Origin of the sequence: Streptomyces sp. NPDC002896, from assembly GCF_040295225.1 — a bacterium.
Classification (GTDB): domain Bacteria; phylum Actinomycetota; class Actinomycetes; order Streptomycetales; family Streptomycetaceae; genus Streptomyces.
Map to the genome: position 1 here is coordinate 213,500 of NZ_JBEOVA010000003.1, position 19,912 is coordinate 233,411.

Here is a 19,912-nt window from a genome sequence, read left to right on the forward strand (position 1 = left end):
TCCTGGACGCCACCTCGCCCGGCAACGTTCCCCTGGCCCCTCGTATGACCTGCACGGACGGACAGGAGGATCGTTCGCGGAGAAGTCCCCAACCCGGCTTGAAGCGCCCTGTGCTGTGGCCAATGCCACGGCGGTCGCGACCGACGTCCCGGCCGTACGGGACGAACGCCCTGGCCACCGAGGGCGTGAACGGCCCGGCACCGGGGCCGGACGGCCCGGGTCCTTTGGCCCGTATTAGGGTCTCAGCATGCTTGATGCCCTGACGGTCGCGACCAGCGTCGCCGCGCTCGTGCTGGCCGCTTGGTGCGGTTTCGCCGCCTACCGTGACCAGCCGACGAAGGACTGGCACTTCATCGGCATGGCCGTGGTGTCGCTGCTCGTCGTGGTCCAGCTGGTGGTCGGCATCGTCCAGCTGGCGCGCGGCGAGAAGCCGGAGCAGGGCACGGCGATCTTCGTGGCGTATCTGCTGGGTGCCTTCGCCTGCATTCCGGCCGTGGGTTTCATGTCGCTGGCGGAGCGCACCCGCTGGGGTTCGGTGACGGTCGCGGCGGGCGGCGTGGTGCTGGCCGTGCTCGAGGTGCGGCTCTACGACATCTGGGGAGGCTGAGGTGGCCGTGTCCGAGGAGAACGGGACCGTGACCGGTCAGCGCAGGCCCCGCACCCGGCTGATCAGCGGTCCGGGCATGCTGCTGGTGTGGCTGTACGGCGTGATGGTGGTCGGCGCCGTGTCGCGCTCGATCGTCCAGATCGCGACCGAGTTCGACCACGCCCCGCTCGCCTACTCGCTGTCCGCGGTCGCGGGCGTCGTGTACGGCTTCATCACGTACTCGCTCGTACGGGGTGGGGAGACGGCCCGCAGGGCGGCGCTGGTGTGCTGCGCCGCCGAGCTCGCGGGCGTGCTGATCGTGGGGACGTGGACGCTGGCGGAGCCGTCCGCCTTCCCGGACGCCACGGTCTGGTCGGACTACGGCATGGGCTATCTGTTCATCCCGGTGATCCTGCCGGTGACCGCGATGTTCTGGCTGCGCAGGGCCCGCGGGGCTACGGCCGCCGAAGGCTAGCCGCCTCGCGGGCTTCCCGCGGGTCGGCCTCGGCGCGATGGTCGTCACGGTGCCGCGGCAGCGGGCCGGGCTCTCTGCGGAACCCGGCCCACCCGTGATCAGCGAGACGAATTGTCAGGCGCTGGCGACGAAGGCATTCGCCTCGGCGTCCTTGGACAGGGTCACCATCGTGAGCCGGTCATGGACGCGTTCGGTGCCGACGGTGGCGTATCCATGCTTGCGGTACAGCCGCAGGTTGCCCTCGCTGCGGTGGCCGGTGAAGAGCTCGAAGCGCCGCGCCGTGCCCTCCGCGCCAAGCCGTTCCTCTATGGCGTTCAGCAACCGCCCGCCCAGGCCGTGCCGCTGCATCCGCGGATGGACGATCAGCTTGTTGATGCGGGCCGTGCCGTCGGAGGTCACGGTGCCGCGCACCGATGCCACCACCTCGTCGCCGAGCCGCGCCACCAGCACGCTGCCGCCGCGCAGTTCGGCCTTGATGGAATCGAGGGGCTGGGTGAGCGGCTCGATGGAGTAGTCGCCGTACAGCTCGGCCTCGCCCTGATAGCACAGGTACTGCAGTTTGAGGATCTGTTCGGCGTCCTGCTCGGTCGCCTCCGAGATGGTCACACTCATGCCCATGTGTGCATGCCTCCCGCTCACCTGCTCCGCCGGTTGTCCCTCACTCTTTTCCCTGAGCGCTGTGAGCTGCAACCTCCGCGGCGAGCAATCTCCGCAGACATCCCAGACATCGAGAACGTTCCGGGCCAAGACTGCCCTGTGAGATACCCAACTCCGCCGCTATCTCCCGGTACGTGAGGTCCCGGGGCGACAGCAGCGCCGCGACCAGTCGCGCGCAGCGGCCGGGCAGTCCCCGCGCGGCTGCGTGCAGCGCCCGGCGCCGGGTGGCGGTCAGGGCGAGTTGTTCGGGGCCGGCTGTGTCGTCGGCCGGCTCGGCGGTGTACGGGAGTTCGTACCGGGTCGCGCGCCGCAGCCGACGCGCCTCGGCGCGGACGGCGTCGACCAGCCAGGACGCGGGGTTCCCGGGCGGGCCTTCGCTGTGCACGTGCTCCAGCAGGCGCAGCCACACGGCCTGTTCGAGGTCGCCGGGCTCGGTACCGGCACCGGCCTCAGCCGATACCTCGGCGGCCAGCAGGGGGCGGAGGGCGCCGACCATGTCGTACGGCGTGCTGGGGATCACGTCGGGCAGAACGCGCCCGCCCCGGCGCGAGGTTGCCGGGGCGGGCGTCTGTCACCCCATCCGGGGCGGCGGCTTCAGCCGTTGACGAAGTCGGCGCGGGCCAGCAGGCCGGTGTCGGCGTTGTCGGTGAAGACCCCGTCGATGCCGGTGGCGAAGTAGGTCTTGAAGGCGCCGAAGGCGTCGCCGTAGGCCGTCGGGTCGGTGCCCTTCCTGAAGTCCGCGGGCAGGAAGGGGTTCTCGTTGCGCATCGTGTACGGGTGGAGGATCAGCCCCGCCGCGTGTGCGTCCGCCACCAGGGTGGTCGGCGTGGTGAGCTTGCCGCTCGCGTCCTTCGGGATGACCAGGTCGAGGGTCGGGCCGATGCCCTGAGCGTAGGAGGCGATCCACTTCAGGCCCTCGGGCTTGACCAGGTCGGCGACCGTGCGCGGGTCGCCCGCCTCGACGAAGTCCCAGGGGCGGCTGTTCGCCGAGGACAGCAGCACGACGAGCGGGTTGTCGACGAGCTTGTTCAGGCGCTGGATGCTGCTCGGCTCGAAGGACTGGAGGATGACCGGCGAGTTCTTCTTGTCCTTGCCGTACTTGCGCAGCAGCTTGGCGACCCGCTCCTCCAGGCCGAGGCCGAGCTTGCGGAAGTAGGTGGGGTGCTTGGTCTCGGGGTAGATCCAGACCTGCCTGCCGCGCTTGCGGGTCTGCTCGTCCTGCCACTGGAGCACCTCTTCGAAGGTGGGGATCTCCCAGCGGCCGTTGTACAGGGTGTTGTGCGGGCGGTTGGCCGGGATGCGCTCGATCGCGCGCAGGGTCTTCAGCTCGGCGAGCGTGAAGTCCTCGGTGAACCAGCCGGTGGTGGAGACGCCGTCGAGCACCTTGGTGGTCTTGCGGTCGGCGAACTCGGGGTGGTCCGCGACGTCCGTGGTGCCGCCGATCTCCGGCTCGTGGCGGCAGACGATGTGGCCGTCCTTGGTGGGCACGAGGTCGCCCGCCTCGACGACGTGGGCGCCCAGGTCGAGGGCCAGCTCGTACGAGCCGAAGGTGTGCTCCGGGCGGTAACCGCTGGCGCCGCGGTGCCCGATGATGGTGGGCACCGGCAGGTCCTTGTAGCCCCTGCCGCCGTACTGTTCGGCGGCTTGTTCTGCGGCGGCAGCCGTGCCGGGCAGTCCGATGACGGCTCCGCCCGCGCCGAGGACCGCGGCCCCCAGTACGGCGCGCCGGCCAAGGCTCGCTCCCGGCCGCTGCTCTTCCGACCCCTGCGTCCGCTGCGTCGCCATTGAGCGCTCCTCCCGTTGTGGTGCCCTGCACCTGTCAAACCGGGACTGATCGTAGGTGTCCTCAAGTGACGGGTGGGAGACCTTGGACGGAACACACGGGTGATGCTGGATGTCGTACGAGGGCTGCCAGTTGACGGAGGGTCGGGTGGCGGAGGCGGGAGCCGCTATGCCGACCGCAGCGTGTCGTCCGGATGTCGGCCGTGCAACGGCACGCCACTCCAGGTAAACATGGGTCAACAGTGAGTATCCAGTCGGTGAACCCGGTGTGCAACCACCCGGGGCCCGCGAGTATCGTCCTCACCTGCAGAGACTCACCCTCGACCCTTGACACCGGAGGACCCGTTGTCCCGCTTCGCGCTCATCAAGGCAGTGCTCGGACCGATCATGCGCCTGATGTTCCGCCCACGGGTCGAGGGCGCCGAGCACATCCCCGGCACCGGCCCGGTCATCCTCGCCGGGAACCACCTCACCTTCATCGACTCGATCGTCCTGCCGCTGGTCTGCGACCGCCAGGTCGTCTTCATCGGCAAGGACGAGTACGTCACCGGCAAGGGCCTCAAGGGCCGCCTGATGGCCTGGTTCTTCACCGGCGTCGGCATGATTCCTGTGGACCGGGACGGCGCGAACGGCGGCGTCGCGGCGCTGATGACCGGCCGACGCGTACTCGAGGAGGGCAGGATCTTCGGCATCTACCCGGAGGGCACCCGCTCCCCCGACGGCCGGCTCTACCGCGGCCGTACGGGTATCGCGCGGCTGACCCTGATGACCGGCGCGCCGGTGGTGCCGTTCGCGATGATCGGCACGGATAAGCTGCAGCCGGGGGGTGCGGGGATGCCGCGGCCGGGGCGGGTGACGGTCCGGTTCGGTGAGGCCATGGAGTTCTCGCGGTACGAGGGCATGGACCGGGATCGGTACGTCCTGCGGGCTGTGACGGACTCGGTGATGGCTGAGGTCATGCGGCTTTCGGGGCAGGAGTACGTGGACATGTACGCCACCAAGGCGAAGGCGGCGTAGCGCCTGCGGCGGGGTTCGGCTCGGCCTCGTCTTTGGGTGCTGTACGACGGGGGCGGGCTTCGCTCGACCAGGGGGACCCACATCGCCCGTGCGGAACGCCTGCCCACAGCGAGGCACGCGGGGATGCTGGTTCCATGAAGCCGTTGCTCTTCGTGGATATCGACGGGCCGCTTAATCCGTACATGGCGCTGCTTGGGCCCGTGCCCGAGGGGTATGCGGTGCATCTGACGCGGCCGGAGGGGTGGACTGCGTCGCCGTATCTGCCCGTGCTGCTGCATGCCGGGCATGGTGCGGAGCTGCTCAAGCTGTCCGGGGCGTACGACCTGATCTGGGCGACCACGTGGATGGACGAGGCCAACGAGTGGATCGGCCCTCATCTGGGGCTGCCCCGGCTGCCGTACGTTGACTGGGGCGATCTGCACGGCGGTTCGCCGGACGGCACGTACTGGAAGACGCGGGACATCGTGGCGTACGCGGCGGGGCGGCCCTTCGCCTGGGTCGACGACGAGGTCACGGACGCTGACCGGGACTGGATCGAGCGCCATCACCCGGCGGCCGCGATGCTGCTGTGGATCGACCCGCGGACCGGCCTGGCCCGCAAGGACTTCACCGCGCTGGCCTCCTGGGCGGAGGCCCTCACGGCGTGACCGGGCACCCCGGGGCCGTCAGCTCCAGGGCAGCCCGGCCCTGTGCTGCCAGTACGTCTCGGGGTCCTCTGCCAGCTCGTCGAGCCTGGCCGTCTGGTCCGTATCCAGGTCGACGGCCGCGGCGTGCAGGTTCGAGGCGAGCTGGTTCGTCGTGGCCGCTCCCGAGAGGACGACTCCGGCCCAGGGCTGCTGAAGGATGAGCGCGAGGGCGACCGCGTCGGGGCCGAGGCCCGTCTCCTCAGAGATCGCGCGCAGGGCCGCGGGGGCGTGCGGACCTGCCAGGCGTCCGTTGGCCATGCCCTCCTTGATGATCACCGTGAGCCCCGCCTCGTGCGCCTCGGCGAGTGCGGGACCGGCCGAGGTCTCCAGCGCGTTGTACGTCGCCTGGACGGTGCGGAAGAGCGGCTCGCCGTCGTACTCGACCGCGAGGGCCGCGCGGATGGCCTCCGCCTGGGCCGGGCCGCTGGTGGACAGGCCCACCGTCACGCCCTCGGCGGCCAGCTCGGCCAGGCGCGCGTGCAGCTCCTTGTCCTCGAGGGCCGGGCTGTCCGGGGTCACCGAATGGATCTGGTAGAGGTCGAGCCGGCCGCCGAGCAGTGCGGCGGTCTCGGCGCGCTGCCGGTCGTACGTGGCGACGCTGTGGTCCTTGACCTCGTGTGCCTCGGCGTCGGTGCGCCAGCCCGCCGTGTACGTGTAGCCCCACTTGCTGCCGACGACGACGTCCGTGATGTCGGGGCGGGCCAGCAGCCAGTCGGCGAGGAACTCCTCGGAGCGGCCGTAGGACCGGGCCGCGTCGAAGTAGCGGACGCCCTGTGCGTAGGCGGCGTCGAGGAGTTCGTGGGTGCGGGCGCGCATCGCGTCGACGCTGCGTACGGGCGGGAGGTCCTGGTCGCGGCCGAGGTTGATGTAGCCCGGGCGGCCGACGGCGGCGAGGCCGAGGCCGATGTGGCAGGTGGGAGTCGTCGCTGCGGCCAGACGGGAAATGGGCATCGCGGGCTCCGTTCGGTCGGCTCCTTGCGGCTGTCGACCAACGTAACCCGCGATGCCCTTGCGGCTCCCGGATGGGTTCTTCGGTACCCCGTACGGCCTACTTGCGGGCGGCGGCCCACTCCTGCTGCGCGGCCACGTCGGCCTTGATCTCGGCGAGCTGGACGGCGACCGCGGAGGGGGCGGTGCCGCCGCGGCCGTTGCGGGACGCCAGCGCGCCCGGCACGTTCAGCACGGTCCGCACCTCGGGGGTCAGATGCGGGGAGATCTTGGCGAACTGCTCGTCGGTGAGCTGGTCGAGCTCGATGGCGCCCGCCTCGCACTCCTTGACGCACTCACCGGCGACCTCGTGTGCGACACGGAACGGCACACCCTGCTTGACCAGCCACTCGGCGATGTCGGTGGCGAGCGAGAAACCGGCCGGGGCCAGTTCCTCCATGCGCTCCCGGTTGACGGTGAGGGTCGCCATCATGCCGGTGAAGGCGGGCAGCAGGACCGCGAGCTGGTCGCAGGAGTCGAAGACCGGCTCCTTGTCCTCCTGCAGGTCGCGGTTGTACGCGAGGGGCAGGGCCTTCAGGGTCGCGAGGAGGCCCGTGAGGTTGCCGATGAGGCGGCCGGACTTGCCGCGCGCGAGCTCGGCGATGTCCGGGTTCTTCTTCTGCGGCATGATCGACGAGCCGGTGGAGAAGGAGTCGTGGAGCGTGACGAAGGAGAACTCCTTCGTGTTCCAGATGATGACCTCCTCCGCGATCCGGGAGAGGTTGACCCCGATCATCGCGGTGATGAACACGAACTCGGCGACGAAGTCGCGCGAGGCCGTGCCGTCGATGGAGTTGGCGACGGAACCGTGCTCGAAGCCGAGGTCCTTCGCCACCGCCTCCGGGTCGAGGCCCAGCGAGGAGCCGGCGAGCGCGCCCGAGCCGTACGGGGACACGGCGGTCCGGTCGTCCCACTGGCGAAGCCGCTCGGCGTCCCGCGAGAGCGACTGCACGTGGGCGAGCACATGGTGCGCGAAGAGCACCGGCTGGGCGTGCTGGAGGTGCGTACGGCCCGGCATGGCGACGTCCGGGTGGGCCTCGGCCAGGCCGATCAGCGCCTCCTGGAGGTCGGCGATCAGGCCGCCGATGATCCGGGCGTGGTCGCGCAGGTACATCCGGAAGAGGGTCGCCACCTGGTCGTTGCGGGACCGGCCGGCGCGCAGCTTGCCGCCGAGGTCCGGGCCGAGACGCTCCAGCAGGCCGCGCTCGAGGGCGGTGTGGACGTCCTCGTCGGCGATGGTGCCCACGAAGTCGCCGGAGGCCACGTCCGCCTCGAGCTGGTCGAGGCCCGCGATCATACGCTCCAGCTCGTCGGCTGTGAGCAGCCCCGCCTTGTGCAGCACGCGCGCGTGGGCGCGCGAACCGGCGATGTCGTAGGGCGCGAGCCGCCAGTCGAAGTGGACGGACGCGGACAGCTTGGCGAGGGCCTCGGCGGGGCCGTCGGCGAAACGGGCGCCCCAGAGCCGGACGTCACCGGTGTTGCTGCTCACTTGCTGTGCTCCTCGGAGATGGTCGATGTGCGACCGCCTCCCTGCCGACCGGCGGTCAGGGAGGCGGTCATCACGCTACTGCTTAGGCACGGTCCACGTCGGGCTACGCCCGCAGATGACGCTGTGCGGCGATCTTCGACGACAGGCTGTAGATGTCGATGAAGCCCTTGGCCGCGGCCTGGTCGAACGTGTCGCCCGTGTCGTAGGTGGCGAGGTTGAAGTCGTACAGCGACGACTCGGAGCGCCGGCCGGTGACGACGGCGCGGCCGCCGTGCAGGGTCATCCGGATGTCGCCGTTGACGTGCTGGTTGGCCTCGTTGATGAAGCCGTCCAGAGCGCTCTTGAGCGGGGAGAACCACTGGCCGTCGTAGACGAGCTCGCCCCAGCGCTGCTCGACCTGCCGCTTGTAGCGGGCCAGCTCGCGCTCGACGGTGACGTTCTCGAGCTCCTGGTGAGCGGTGATCAGTGCGATCGCGCCCGGGGCCTCGTAGACCTCGCGAGACTTGATGCCGACCAGGCGGTCCTCGACCATGTCGATCCGGCCGATGCCCTGGGCGCCGGCGCGCTCGTTGAGCTGCTGGATCGCCTGGAGGACGGTGACGGGCTTGCCGTCGACGGCGACCGGGACGCCCTCCTTGAAGGAGATGATCACCTCGTCGGCCTCGCGGGGCGTGGCCGGGTTCTGGGTGTACTCGTAGATGTCCTCGATCGGCGCGTTCCAGATGTCCTCGAGGAAGCCGGTCTCGACGGCGCGGCCGAAGACGTTCTGGTCGATGGAGTACGGGGACTTCTTGCTGGTCGCGATCGGGAGGTTCTTCTCCTCGCAGAACGCGATGGCCTTGTCACGGGTCATCGCGTAGTCACGGACCGGGGCGATGCACTTGAGGTCGGGGGCGAGGGCGACGATGCCGGCCTCGAACCGCACCTGGTCGTTGCCCTTGCCGGTGCAGCCGTGGGCGACCGTGGTGGCGCCGTGCTTCTTGGCGGCGGCCACGAGGTGCTTCACGATCGTCGGCCGGGAGAGGGCGGAGACCAGCGGGTAGCGGTCCATGTAGAGGGCGTTGGCCTTGATCGCCGGGAGGCAGTACTCGTCGGCGAACTCGTCCTTGGCGTCGGCGACCTCGGCCTCGACGGCACCGCAGGCGAGCGCGCGCTTGCGGATGACGTCCAGGTCCTCGCCGCCCTGGCCGACGTCCACGGCGACGGCGATGACCTCGGCGCCCGTCTCCTCGGCGATCCAGCCGATGGCGACGGAGGTGTCCAGACCGCCCGAGTAGGCGAGTACGACGCGCTCGGTCACGGGTTTCTCCTCACAGTGCATTCGCTGACATGCATGAGTATGCACTGCTCCGTATGTTTCGTCAATCGGCCTCCTTCAAGGTTTGCCTCCAGGCGCTCGACCAGGGCCTCAGTCGCTCATCGCCTCGACGATCACCGGGAGGTGGCTGAGCAGAAGCTCCTTCGTCGACGACAGGAGGGTCACCGGGCCGGACGCCGCCAGGTCCCGCAGCCGCTCCAGGGCAGCGGTTCGCTCGGGGTCCGCGAGCTCGGCCCGGTAGCGCTCGACGAACTCCTCGTGCAGGCCGGGATCGTGCCCGTACCACTTCCGGAGCTCGTCGGAGGGGGCCACCTCCTTGAGCCAGGCGTCGAGCCGGGCCGCATCCTTCGACAGACCGCGGGGCCAGAGCCGGTCGACCAGGACCCGGGTGCCGTCGTCGGCCTCGACGGGGTCGTAGACGCGTCGCATCCGCACCGCGCCGGACTTGCTGGATTTCCGCACCATGTCTCCATCGTCCAGGTGCGGGCAGCCATCGCGAGCCGAAACGGAGCCTCTCATTTCGTTAGACACTCGAAGTATCCAGGACGATACTCACTGGGTATGGGAAAGACCTATGACCGCATCGACGGCAGGCTCCGCTCCTTCATAGAGGCTCAGCCTCTGTTCTTCACCGCGACCGCTCCGCTCTCGGGCGACGGCACGGTCAACCTCTCCCCCAAGGGCCTCACCGGTTCCCTCGCCGTGATCGACGAACGGACCGTGGCGTATCTCGACTTCGCGGGCAGCGGCGCCGAGACCATCGCCCACCTCCGCGAGAACGGCCGCATCACCCTCATGTGGTGCGCCTTCCAGGGACCGCCGAACATCGTCCGGGTGCACGGCCGCGGCGAGGCCGTGTTCCGCGACGACCCGCGCTTCCCCGAACTGCTCACGCACTTCCCCGACATCGATCACGGACAGCACGGGCTGCGCGCGATCATCGTGGTGACGGCGGACCTCGTCCGCGACTCGTGCGGATTCGCAGTGCCCCTCATGACGTACGACGCCGACCGCGAGCTGCACGGCAAGCGCTTCGCGCGCGAGGACGACGCATCGCTCAGCGAGTACTTCGCGAAGAAGGACCATGTGACGACTAGTCTGGACGGCCTACCAGGGCTGCCGTTGCCCTTGCCGCCCAGTACGGTCTGAGGCATGCGCCCCGGTGTCGTCGCTCTCGCGTCCGCTGCCCTGCTCACCCTCGTCGCCATCGGCGCAACGCCGCGCGGCGGTGGTGCCGTGCCTCTTCCCGAGCGGATGGCGGACACGGGCGGCGGCACCCAGCTGATCACCGCCCAGGCCGCACGCACCGGCTCGACGACCGGGACCGTCATCTGGTGGGAGCGGCGCAACGGGCGCTGGGTGCAGGCCGGTTCCGCTCCGGCCCGGTTCGGAGCGAAGGGCCTGGCCGAGGGCACCTCGCGCAGGCAGGGCACTTACACCACGCCCACCGGCCTGTACGGCCTGCCGTACGCCTTCGGGATCAGGAGCGCGCCCGTCGGCACCACCACCGCGTACCGCCGTGTGCGCCAGAACTCCTGGTGGTGCCAGGACAACGGGTCGCGGTCCTACAACCGCTGGACCGAGCCGCGTGCCGCCGACTGCCGCGCCGCGGAGGCGGAGCACCTCATCGAGTACGACCCGGAGTACGCGTACGCGCTCGTCATCGGGTTCAACTACGACCGGCCGGTGCGCGGGCGCGGCGCGGGGATCTTCCTGCACGTCAACGGGCGTGGCGCGACGGCTGGTTGTGTGTCCGTCCCCACGGATGCGATGCGCCGGATCCTGGACTGGGCCGAGCCGGCGCGCCGGCCGCACATCGCGATCGGGACGGAGAGCGGGCCGACCGCGATCACTCGCTACTAAGGGTGACACGCTAGCTGCTAGGGCGACTCGCTGCTCGCGGGCAGCCGAACCGTGAACGTCGTCGATCCCGGGGTGCTGTCGAGCGTGACGCTTCCGCCGTGGGCCTCGGCCACCGCCGCCACGATCGACAGTCCGAGGCCGGCGCCGCCGCCCGCGCCCTCGGTGCGGCGGCGGTCCGCACGCGTGAAGCGTTCGAAGACTCCGGGCTGGACCTCCGCGGCGACGCCGGGGCCGTCGTCGTGGACCTTCAGTACGGCCGTCCCCTTGTCGGACCCCTCGGACCCCTCGGACTCCTCGGATTCCAGGGAGACGGTCACCGTGGTGCCGGCGGGTGTGTGCAGACGTGCGTTGGCCAGCAGGTTGGCCAGGACCTGCTGGAGCCGGTGGGCGTCGCCCACCACCGTCACCGGCTCCTCGGAGAGCTCCAGCGTCCAGCGGTGTCCGCGTCCCGCGGCCTGCGCGTCCGTGACCGCGTCCAGGACCAGGCGGGTGAGGTCGACGGGGAGACGTTCCAGGGGGCGGCCCGCGTCGAGGCGGGCGAGGAGCAGCAGGTCGTCGACCATCTCGCCCATACGGGCCGACTCGGCCGCGATGCGCTCCAGGGCCCGCACCACCTTCGGGGGCACCTCGCCCGGGTGCAGCAGCGCCAGTTCGGCGTGGCCGCGGACCGACGCCACCGGTGTGCGCAGCTCATGGCTGGCGTCGGCGGCGAAACTGCGCAGCCGCTCCTCGCTCGCGTGCCGTTTGGTCAGCGCGTCCTCGACATGGCCGAGCATCCGGTTGAAGGCGCCGGCGACTCGGCCCACTTCGCTGCGCGGGTCGGGCTCGGGGGCGCGCGGGGGAAGGGCCACCTCACCGCTGGCGAGCGGCAGTTCGCTGACGCGGGTCGCGGTCGCGGCCACCCTGCTGAGCGGCCGCAGCGACCATCGCACCCACAGGGCTCCGGCGACGCCGGTGATGGCGAGTGCCGCGCCGAAGACGACCCCGGCGACGAGTTCCAGGCGGTGGACGGTGGCCTCGACGGGCTCCATCGGCAGTCCGGTGATCAGAACGTCGCCGTCCTTGCCCTCGACCGCCATCAGGCGGTAGGCGCCGAGCGACGACAGGTCGACGGTGTGACCTTGGCCGTCGGTCTGCACCGCGGCGAGCTCCTTCTTGTCCCCGGCGTTCAGCGGAGCGGACAGATCGCCCGTGCCGCTGCTGGAGCCCACCACCGCGGCTTGGGTGACCGTGTCGCGGAGCAGCCGGGCGCCGAAGGTGCCGGCGGCCTGCCGGCGGGTGTCGGCGTGCTCGTCGCCGTCGTGGTCCGACTGCAGGCGCCCACCGTGCTCCAGGCTCGCCGGGAACCGTACGCCGACGTCGCGCAGCTGCTGGTCGAGGCGGCCGGTGAGGAAGCCGTCCAGCTCGACCACCGCTGCAACGCCGACGGCCGCGCAGCTGACCGCGAGCAGCACGACGAGGCCAGCGGTGAGCCGCGCCCGGAGCGTGTGGGGCCAGGACAGGGCCGACAGCCGGCGGGGCAGACGCGACAGCCGACGCCGCAGGCCCGTGCTCACGGGACCACGGGTTCTCACGGGACCACCGGCTTGAGCACGTACCCGGCGCCCCGCACCGTGTGGATCATGGGCGCGCGGCCCGCGTCCACCTTTTTGCGCAGGTAGGAGATGTACAGCTCGACGACATGCGCCTGGCCGCCGAAGTCGTACGACCACACGCGGTCGAGTATCTGCGCCTTGCTGAGCACGCGCCGCGGGTTGCGCATGAGGAAGCGCAGCAGCTCGAACTCGGTCGGGGACAGCTCGATGAGCTCGCCGCCGCGGGTGACCTCGCGGGCCTCCTCGTCCATGACCAGGTCGCCGACGGTCAGCCGCGGCCCGTCCTCCTGCTGCCGGGCCATGCCGGCGCGGCGCAGCAGTCCGCGCAGCCGGGCGACGACCTCCTCCAGGCTGAACGGTTTCGTCACGTAGTCGTCGCCGCCCGCCGTGATCCCCGCGATGCGGTCCTCGACGGCGTCCCGTGCGGTCAGGAAGAGAACGCACACATCGGGCCGCACGGTGTGCAGCGAGCGCAGCACGGCGAAGCCGTCGGTGTCCGGGAGCATCACGTCGAGGACGACGGCGTCGGGGAGCAGCTCGCGCGCCTCGGTGACGGCCGAGGCGCCGTCACCGGCCGTCCGCACCTCCCAGCCCTCGTAGCGCAGGGCGCCGGACAGGACCTCGGCCAGGTCGGGGTCGTCGTCGACGACGAGGACGCGGAGGGGGGTGCCGTCGGGTCGGGTGAGGGCGGGGCGGCCGGTGCCGCGGGAGCGGGGAGTGTTCATCGCACGTACCAGGATGCGGCCTCTCCGGGCCGGGGTCTGCCGCCTCGGGCTCTGAGTTTCCTCTGAGTCCGCCGTGCCGCCGATCCGGCGGCACGGCGGCACGGCGGCCCGCCGATCCGGCCTTTCCGGGCCGCGCCACCCCGTCCGACCTGCGGCGAAGGCTGTGCCGCCCGCCGTGAGCTCAGAGCTTGCTCAGAGGTTCCCTCGGCACAGTTGCATCCCGGACGGCCGCGGGGTGCGTCCCGGACAGCCGAGAGGACGAGCAGATGACGACGGTGTACGAGCAGCGGACGGTGGCCCTTGCGCCTCCCGAGCCCCGGCGCTCCCCCGCCGGCCCGGTGCTCGCCATCCTGTGGGGCGGTGCCGCCGCGGTGGTCGCTTTGTGGTGGCAGGACACAGGGTCGGTCGTGGGCACGGCGGGCTGGCTGACCGGGGCCGGGCGGATCGCGGGGCTGCTCTGCGGCTACGCCTGCGCCGTACTCGTCGGGCTGATGGCCCGCGTCCCGCTCCTCGAGCGGCGGATCGGCTCCGACCGGGTGGCGCGCTGGCACGCGATGGGGGGCCGCTACACGATCTGCCTGCTGGTCGCCCACGTCGTACTGATCCTCTTCGGGTACGCCGCCCAGGACGGCTCCTCGGTCGTGCACGAGACGCTCACGGTGGTCCTGGACTACCCGGAGATGCTCAAGGCCACCGCCGGCACGGTGATCCTGCTCGCGGTCGGGATCACCTCGGCCCGCGCCGTGCGCCGCCGGGTCAGCCACGAGTTCTGGTACTACGTGCACCTACTCACGTACGCCGCGGTCTTCCTCGCCTTCGGCCACCAGCTCGCCCTGGGATCCGACTTCACCGGCAACGGGGCGGCGCAGGCGGCCTGGTACGCGCTGTACCTGGGTGTCGCCGCCCTGGTGGTGTGGTTCCGGGTCCTCGCGCCGGTGCGGCTGAACCTGCGTCACCGGCTGCGGGTCGAGTCCGTACACCGGGAGGCGCCGGGCGTGTACTCGGTCGTCATGCGCGGCCGGCGGCTGCACGAGATGGGTGCGCAACCGGGGCAGTTCTTCCGCTGGCGGTTCCTCACGGACAGCATGCGCTGGACCTCCACGCCGTACTCCCTGTCCGCGCCGCCCCGCCAGGACCTGCTGCGGATCACGATCAAGGCGCTCGGCGACCACAGCGCCGCCGTACCCATGCTGCGGCCCGGCACGCGGGTGTGGGCGGAGGGGCCCTACGGGTCGCTGACCGCCGACCGGAGCACCGCGCACAAGTCCCTGCTGATCGCGGGCGGTGTCGGCATCACCCCGCTGCGGGCCCTGTTCGAGACGCTGCCCGGCGAGGTCACCCTCCTCTACCGGGCGCGCACGGCCGAGGACCTCGCGCTGGGCGGGGAACTGGAGGCCATCGCGCGGTGGCGCGGGGCGAAGGTGCTGTACGCGCTCAACGGTCCGCACGGGCAGCGCCCCAGCTTCACGGCCGAGTCCCTGCGCACGGCCGTGCCCGACCTCGCCGGGCACGACGTGTACCTGTGCGGGCCGCACGGCTTCGCCCAGGACCTGTACGAGGCGCTGCGCGCCGCCGGGGTCCCGGACCGTCGCATCCACCACGAGTCGTTCGAACTGTGAGGCCGTAGAAGTGCACGCGTTGAAGAAGAACCGTCCGCTGCGCCGCATCGTGCTGGCGAGCGCCGCCACCGTCTCCGGGATGGTGCTGCTGCTGTCGCTGAAGCCGCACACGACGCCGAGCGTGGCCTTGGGCGCGACGTCTCCCGCCCCGTCCAGCAGCGCGAGCGCATCGAGCGGATCGAGCGGCTCGACCACGGGCACGAAGACCGTCACCGGGGACTCGGTCCAGACCCGCTGGGGCCCCGTCCAGGTCCGCGTCACGCTGAAGAACGGCAAGATCACCGACGTCACCGCGGTCACGTACCCCCAGGAGAACCCGAAGGACCAGCAGATCAACAGCTACGCGATACCCCAGCTGACGAGGGAGGCGCTGGCCGCGCAGAGCGCCGACATCGACACGGTCTCCGGAGCCACGTACACCAGCGACGGGTACCGCCAGTCGCTCCAGTCCGCACTGGACTCCGCCGGCAACTGAACGCACAGCGCTCCGCGGACGACTGAACGCACGGCACTTCGCGGATCACTGAACGCTCGGCGGTCGCGGCGCGTATGAGTGAGCCAAGGGCCCCGTCCCCACGGAGGAACCGTGACCACCACGATCGCAGGCGGTCGTGCCGCCCGGCGCCAGACGATGCGCCGTATCCGCCCGCGCCGCTCCCCGGCCGTACCGCTACTGGTCGCCGTCGGGGCGGGCGCGGCGGGCGTGTTGTGGTTGTGGTGGCACAACACCCCGTCCATCGCGGACGACAACAGCAGGATCCTCAACGCGGGCCGGATCACCGGCCTGCTCGCCGGGTACATGATGGCGCTCGTCGTACTGCAGATGGCCCGGGTGCCCGCCCTGGAGCGACGCGTGGGCTCGGACCGTGTCGCGCGCTGGCACGCGATGAGCGGCCGCTACACGCTCTGCCTGGTCGTCGCCCACCTGTTCCTCACCATGTGGGGCTACGCCCTGCAGGCCGGCAAGGGCCTCGGCGACATCGTCCAGCAGACGATCGACTCCATCAACCAACTGCCGGACATGGGCAAGGCCGCCATCGGCGCCGGTCTGCTGCTGCTCGTCGGGCTGGTCTCGATCGGCGGGATCCGCCGCAGATTGCCGTACGACACCTGGTACCACGTGCACCTGCTCACGTACGCGGCGGTGTTCCTGACGTTCTGGCACCAGCTTTCCACCGGCAACGACTTCGCCGTCGAGCCCACCGCGAAGACCGCCTGGTACGGGCTGTACGGGTCGGTGACCGCGCTGGTGATCTGGTACCGGATCCTCACCCCCGTCCGGCTGAACCTGCGGCACCGAATGCGGGTCGAGGCGGTGGTCGAGGAGACGCCCGGCATCGTGTCGGTGCTGATCCGCGGGCGGAAGCTGCACCGCATGGGCGCGGAGGCCGGCCAGTTCTTCCGCTGGCGGTTCCTGGCGCAGGGGATGCGGTTCAGCTCCCACCCGTACTCGCTGTCGGCGGCGCCCCGCCCGGACATGCTGCGCATCACGGTGAAGGCGATCGGCGACCACAGCGCCGCACTGCGCGACCTCGAGCCGGGAACGCGCGTGTGGGCCGAGGGCCCGTACGGGGCGCTCACGGCGTCCCGGCGCAGCCGCGGCAAGGTGCTGCTGGTGGCCGGTGGCGTCGGGATCACGCCGATGCGGGCGCTGTTCGAGACGCTGCCCGGCGCGGGCGGCGACCTGACACTGCTCTACCGGGCCGACAGCACCCAGGACCTCGCCCTCTGGGACGAGCTGTCGGACATCGCCGAGGAGCGGGGCGCCCGACTGATGTACGCGGTCAACAGCCCGGACGGCGAGCGCCCGGACATCTCGGCGGAGACGCTGCGCCGGAAGCTGCCGGACATCGACCGCCACGACGTCTTCCTGTGCGGGCCGCCCGGCTTCGCGCGGTCGGTCTACGAAGCACTGCGCGGCGCGGGGGTGCCCGCCCGCCGCATCCATCACGAGTCGTTCGAGATGTGAGCGACGGGAGATCAGGAGCCCAGGAACGATGAGGAAGAGCCACCCCGTTCGGCGTGTGGTGCTCGCCACCGCCGCCACCGTGTCCGGGATCGTGCTGCTGCTGTCGCTGAAGCCGGCGTCCGATCCGGCCGCCGCCTCGGCGCAGGGGGCTGCGCCGCCGTCTCAGGTCGCCGTCGCGCCTACGGCATCGGGCGGTCCGTCGGCGGCCGGTGGCGCATCAGCGACCGCCGATCCGTCCGCGGGCTCCTCAGCCCCCGGTTCGGCGCCGGGCGCCTCAAAGCCGGGCGCCTCGAAGCCGGGCGCCTCGAAGCCGGGCGCCTCCGCTCAGGGCGCGGCGCCGACCGCCTCCTCCGAGCCGGGCAGCGCCGCCTCCTCCCGTACGGCCCGCACGGTCACCGGCAGCGTGGCGGACACCCCGTACGGACCGGTCCAGGTGCGGATCACGGTCACAAGCGGTCGCATCACCGCGGCCCAAGCCGTGCAGTCGCCGAGCGGCGGACGAAGCTCCCAGATCTCCGGCGACGCGGTGCCCAAGCTCAACCAGGCCGCTGTGGCCGCCCAGAGCGCGGACATCGACACCGTCTCGGGCGCCAGCTACACGAGCAAGGGCTACCGCACGTCCTTGCAGTCCGCCCTGGACCAGGCCGATGGCTGAGCCGTGGCGGCATGTCGAGGAGGCCATGGGCACGGTCTTCTCCTTCGATATCCGCGGCGGCCGGCCGAGCGGTGTCCGGGAAGCGCTGGATGCGGCGGTGGCCGAACTCCACCGCGTGGACGAGGTGTTCAGCACCTACCGCGAAGGCAGCCAGGTTTCCCGGCTGGCGCGCGGCGAGCTGACCGCGGCGGACTGCGATCCGGAGGTCGGCGCGGTGCTGGCGCTGTGCGGGGAGGCGGAGCGGCTCAGCGGGGGCTGGTTCAGCGCGACGTACGCGGGGTCGGTCGACCCGACGGGCCTGGTGAAGGGGTGGGCGACCGAGCATGCGGCACGGCGGATCGCCGAGGCGGGTGTGGAGGGCGTGAGCGTGAACGGGGGCGGCGATGCGCAGCTGTACGGCATGCCGGGACGGGACCGGCCATGGCGGATCGGGGTGGCCGACCCGCTGCGGTCCGGCCGTCTGGCGGCGGTCGTCTCGGGCTCGGGCGAGGTGGCCGTGGCGTCGTCCGGGACGGCCGAGCGCGGCCGTCACATCGTGGATCCGCACACAGGTCTGGCCGCCGAGACGGACCTCGCCGCCGTCACCGTGGTGGGCCCGAGCCTGACCTGGGCGGACACGTGGGCGACTGCGGCCTTCGCGATGGGGTCGGAACGGGCTCTGCCGTGGCTGGAGTCGCTGGACGGCATGGAGGCGCTGCTGATCCTCGAGAACGGAGCAGTGCGGTGCACCAAGGGGCTCGGGGTGTACCTCCGGTAGAGCCGACGCACCTGTGGATGGTCCCTGTCCGGGGTGGCCGTGCAGTCCGGGAAGCGAACAGGCCTGCTCACATCGCGAGACGGTGTTGCAGCCCCCGCACCCCCGACGTTTGCATAACTCGGTGCATACTGAACATGTCATGACCGCGGACGCCTCCGGCGCCGATCGTGCCGCCCGGCGGGCCGTCACCGTCTTCCCCGTACTCGTGCTGCTCGCCGGTGCCATCGGCCTCGCCGTGCCCGACGCCCTCGCCGGCTGGAAGACGAACGTGCCGTACCTCCTCGGTGTCGTCATGTTCTGCATGGGCCTGACGATGTCGGTCGCCGACTTCCAGGGTGTCGCGAAGCGGCCGTGGGCGGTGGCGCTCGGCCTGGTGGCGCACTACGTGATCATGCCGGGCCTCGGATGGCTGATCGCCCACGCACTCGACCTCTCCCCGCAGCTGGCCGCCGGCGTGATCCTGGTCGGCTGCGCGCCGAGCGGCACCGCGTCCAATGTGGTGGCCTATCTGGCCCGCGGCGACGTGGCCCTGTCGGTGTCCGTCGCCACCGTCTCGACCTTGGTCGCCCCGCTGGTCACGCCTCCGCTGACGCTGCTGCTCGCGGGCGAGTACCTGCCGGTGGAGGCGGGTGCGATGGTCACCGACATCCTGAAGACGGTGCTCCTGCCGGTGCTCGGCGGTCTCGTCGTGCGGCTGCTGCTCGGCCGGTACGTGAACCGGGTGCTCGGCCTGCTGCCGTGGCTGTCGGCCGCGACGGTCGCGCTGATCGTGGCAGTCGTCGTGGCGGGCAGCGCGGCGGCGATCAAGTCGGCGGCGCTGGTGGTGTTCGCGGCCGTCGTGCTCCACAACGGCCTGGGTCTGGCGCTCGGTTACGGCGCCGGGAAGCTCGCCCGGCTCGGCGCGCCCGCCTCGCGGGCCATGGCCTTCGAGGTCGGCATGCAGAACTCCGGCCTCGCCGCGTCCCTCGCCACCGCCCACTTCACCCCGCTGGCCGCACTGCCCGCCGCGGTGTTCTCCGTGTGGCACAACGTCTCGGGCGCGCTCGTCGCGGCCTGGATGTCGCACCGGGCGCGGCGGGCCGAGCGGGTGTGACGGCGAGGCCGTGGCGCTGAGCCACCACGACGAGGGGCCGGCGGTCTGCGAAGACCGCCGGCCCCTGCTTTCCGACCGAAAACCGCCCCACCGGGCCTAGTGATGGTTCTGCGCGAGCCGCAGCAGATGGTCCGCCAGCGCCTGACCACCCGTCGGATTACGGCTGATCAAGAGCAGCGTGTCGTCACCCGCGATGGTGCCCAGGATGTCGTGGAGCTCGGCCTGGTCGATGGCCGAGGCCAGGAACTGGGCGGCGCCCGGCGGGGTGCGCAGGACGACGAGGTTGGCCGAGGCCTCCGCGGAGATCAGCAGCTCAGCGGAGAGCCGCCGCATCCGCTCCTCCTTCGCCGACTCGCCCAGCGGAGCCCGCGGGGTGCGGAAACCGCCCTCGCTGGGCACCGCGTAGATGAGGTCGCCGTCGGTGTTGCGGATCTTCACCGCGTTGAGCTCGTCCAGATCGCGGGAGAGCGTCGCCTGAGTGACGCTCAGCCCGTCGTCGGCGAGGAGCTTCGCCAACTGGCTCTGGGAACGCACCGGTTGCCGGTTGAGGATGTCCACGATCCGGCGGTGGCGGGCGGTGCGCGTCTGCGGCACGGCAGGCCCGGCCTGGGGCTCGTTGTCCTGTGCCTGACTCATCGT

22 protein-coding genes are annotated in these 19,912 nt (G+C 71.2%); 12 read left to right on the top strand and 10 right to left on the bottom strand.

The window, feature by feature from the left end; translation table 11 throughout:
• The first annotated feature begins 247 nt into the window (after positions 1–247).
• Both ABT009_RS05645 and ABT009_RS05650 read left to right on the top strand, forming a co-directional pair.
• A complete protein-coding gene (locus tag ABT009_RS05645; protein WP_351289888.1) occupies positions 248–607 on the top strand; it encodes a hypothetical protein in 360 nt (119 codons plus the stop codon).
• Between the two features lie 76 nt (positions 608–683).
• Positions 684–1,061 (top strand): hypothetical protein, encoded by a 378-nt coding sequence (locus ABT009_RS05650; RefSeq protein WP_351290428.1) that lies wholly within the window; start codon positions 684–686, stop codon positions 1,059–1,061.
• Positions 1,062–1,175: 114 nt separating this feature from the next.
• Here ABT009_RS05650 and ABT009_RS05655 read toward each other — a convergent pair whose 3' ends face one another.
• From ABT009_RS05655 to ABT009_RS05665, 3 genes are all read right to left on the bottom strand, one after another.
• Positions 1,176–1,679 (bottom strand): GNAT family N-acetyltransferase, encoded by a 504-nt coding sequence (locus ABT009_RS05655; RefSeq protein WP_351289890.1) that lies wholly within the window; start codon positions 1,677–1,679, stop codon positions 1,176–1,178.
• A gap of 40 nt (positions 1,680–1,719) precedes the next feature.
• Positions 1,720–2,214 (bottom strand): sigma-70 family RNA polymerase sigma factor, encoded by a 495-nt coding sequence (locus tag ABT009_RS05660; RefSeq protein ID WP_351290430.1) that lies wholly within the window; start codon positions 2,212–2,214, stop codon positions 1,720–1,722.
• A gap of 98 nt (positions 2,215–2,312) precedes the next feature.
• Positions 2,313–3,503, bottom strand: coding sequence for a glycerophosphodiester phosphodiesterase (locus tag ABT009_RS05665; protein ID WP_351289892.1), 1,191 nt, complete (start codon positions 3,501–3,503; stop codon positions 2,313–2,315).
• Between the two features lie 342 nt (positions 3,504–3,845).
• On the opposite strand from ABT009_RS05665, the gene ABT009_RS05670 reads away from it, so the two are divergent.
• A complete protein-coding gene (locus ABT009_RS05670) occupies positions 3,846–4,517 on the top strand; it encodes a lysophospholipid acyltransferase family protein (RefSeq protein ID WP_351290432.1) in 672 nt (223 codons plus the stop codon).
• A 134-nt stretch (positions 4,518–4,651) separates the two neighbouring features.
• Complete coding sequence (locus ABT009_RS05675; protein ID WP_351289894.1) at positions 4,652–5,164, top strand: HAD domain-containing protein; 513 nt, start codon at positions 4,652–4,654, stop codon at positions 5,162–5,164.
• 18 nt (positions 5,165–5,182) lie between these two features.
• On the opposite strand, the gene ABT009_RS05680 is transcribed toward ABT009_RS05675, so the two are convergent.
• The 4 genes from ABT009_RS05680 to ABT009_RS05695 form a co-directional block, all read right to left on the bottom strand.
• Positions 5,183–6,154: an aldo/keto reductase gene (locus ABT009_RS05680; RefSeq protein WP_351289896.1), complete on the bottom strand. Its 972-nt coding sequence runs from the start codon at positions 6,152–6,154 to the stop codon at positions 5,183–5,185.
• A 97-nt stretch (positions 6,155–6,251) separates the two neighbouring features.
• Entirely contained in the window at positions 6,252–7,679 is a 1,428-nt protein-coding gene (gene argH, locus ABT009_RS05685; RefSeq protein WP_351289898.1) for an argininosuccinate lyase, read from the bottom strand.
• A 103-nt stretch (positions 7,680–7,782) separates the two neighbouring features.
• Positions 7,783–8,979 (bottom strand): argininosuccinate synthase, encoded by a 1,197-nt coding sequence (locus ABT009_RS05690; RefSeq protein ID WP_351289900.1) that lies wholly within the window; start codon positions 8,977–8,979, stop codon positions 7,783–7,785.
• 108 nt (positions 8,980–9,087) lie between these two features.
• Complete coding sequence (locus ABT009_RS05695) at positions 9,088–9,462, bottom strand: DUF488 domain-containing protein (protein ID WP_351289902.1); 375 nt, start codon at positions 9,460–9,462, stop codon at positions 9,088–9,090.
• Positions 9,463–9,558: 96 nt separating this feature from the next.
• Here ABT009_RS05695 and ABT009_RS05700 point away from each other — a divergent pair, with 96 nt between their 5' ends.
• Complete coding sequence (locus ABT009_RS05700; protein WP_351289904.1) at positions 9,559–10,146, top strand: pyridoxamine 5'-phosphate oxidase family protein; 588 nt, start codon at positions 9,559–9,561, stop codon at positions 10,144–10,146.
• A gap of 3 nt (positions 10,147–10,149) precedes the next feature.
• Positions 10,150–10,860 carry a L,D-transpeptidase family protein gene (locus ABT009_RS05705; RefSeq protein WP_351289906.1) on the top strand — a complete coding sequence of 237 codons (711 nt, stop codon included), beginning with the start codon at positions 10,150–10,152 and terminating at the stop codon, positions 10,858–10,860.
• Positions 10,861–10,877: 17 nt separating this feature from the next.
• Here the strand turns inward: ABT009_RS05705 and ABT009_RS05710 are convergent, their stop codons facing one another.
• Both ABT009_RS05710 and ABT009_RS05715 read right to left on the bottom strand, forming a co-directional pair.
• Positions 10,878–12,416 carry a sensor histidine kinase gene (locus ABT009_RS05710; protein ID WP_502989821.1) on the bottom strand — a complete coding sequence of 513 codons (1,539 nt, stop codon included), beginning with the start codon at positions 12,414–12,416 and terminating at the stop codon, positions 10,878–10,880.
• A gap of 14 nt (positions 12,417–12,430) precedes the next feature.
• Positions 12,431–13,180, bottom strand: coding sequence for a response regulator transcription factor (locus ABT009_RS05715; protein WP_351289908.1), 750 nt, complete (start codon positions 13,178–13,180; stop codon positions 12,431–12,433).
• Positions 13,181–13,446: 266 nt separating this feature from the next.
• On the opposite strand from ABT009_RS05715, the gene ABT009_RS05720 reads away from it, so the two are divergent.
• The 6 genes from ABT009_RS05720 to ABT009_RS05745 all read left to right on the top strand — a co-directional run bounded on the left by ABT009_RS05720 (position 13,447) and on the right by ABT009_RS05745 (position 19,273).
• Positions 13,447–14,799 carry a ferredoxin reductase family protein gene (locus tag ABT009_RS05720; RefSeq protein ID WP_351289910.1) on the top strand — a complete coding sequence of 451 codons (1,353 nt, stop codon included), beginning with the start codon at positions 13,447–13,449 and terminating at the stop codon, positions 14,797–14,799.
• A gap of 10 nt (positions 14,800–14,809) precedes the next feature.
• Positions 14,810–15,274, top strand: coding sequence for an FMN-binding protein (locus tag ABT009_RS05725; protein ID WP_351289912.1), 465 nt, complete (start codon positions 14,810–14,812; stop codon positions 15,272–15,274).
• Between the two features lie 111 nt (positions 15,275–15,385).
• Entirely contained in the window at positions 15,386–16,768 is a 1,383-nt protein-coding gene (locus tag ABT009_RS05730; RefSeq protein WP_351289913.1) for a ferredoxin reductase family protein, read from the top strand.
• 28 nt (positions 16,769–16,796) lie between these two features.
• Positions 16,797–17,423, top strand: a complete 627-nt coding sequence (locus ABT009_RS05735; protein ID WP_351289915.1) for an FMN-binding protein — start codon at positions 16,797–16,799, stop codon at positions 17,421–17,423.
• Positions 17,416–18,180, top strand: a complete 765-nt coding sequence (locus ABT009_RS05740) for an FAD:protein FMN transferase (RefSeq protein WP_351289917.1) — start codon at positions 17,416–17,418, stop codon at positions 18,178–18,180. Before ABT009_RS05735 ends, ABT009_RS05740 begins: the two co-directional genes overlap by 8 nt.
• A gap of 139 nt (positions 18,181–18,319) precedes the next feature.
• Positions 18,320–19,273 (top strand): bile acid:sodium symporter family protein, encoded by a 954-nt coding sequence (locus ABT009_RS05745; RefSeq protein ID WP_351289919.1) that lies wholly within the window; start codon positions 18,320–18,322, stop codon positions 19,271–19,273.
• Between the two features lie 96 nt (positions 19,274–19,369).
• On the opposite strand, the gene ABT009_RS05750 is transcribed toward ABT009_RS05745, so the two are convergent.
• Positions 19,370–19,909 (bottom strand): arginine repressor, encoded by a 540-nt coding sequence (locus ABT009_RS05750; protein ID WP_067281338.1) that lies wholly within the window; start codon positions 19,907–19,909, stop codon positions 19,370–19,372.
• Positions 19,910–19,912: the final 3 nt, after the last annotated feature.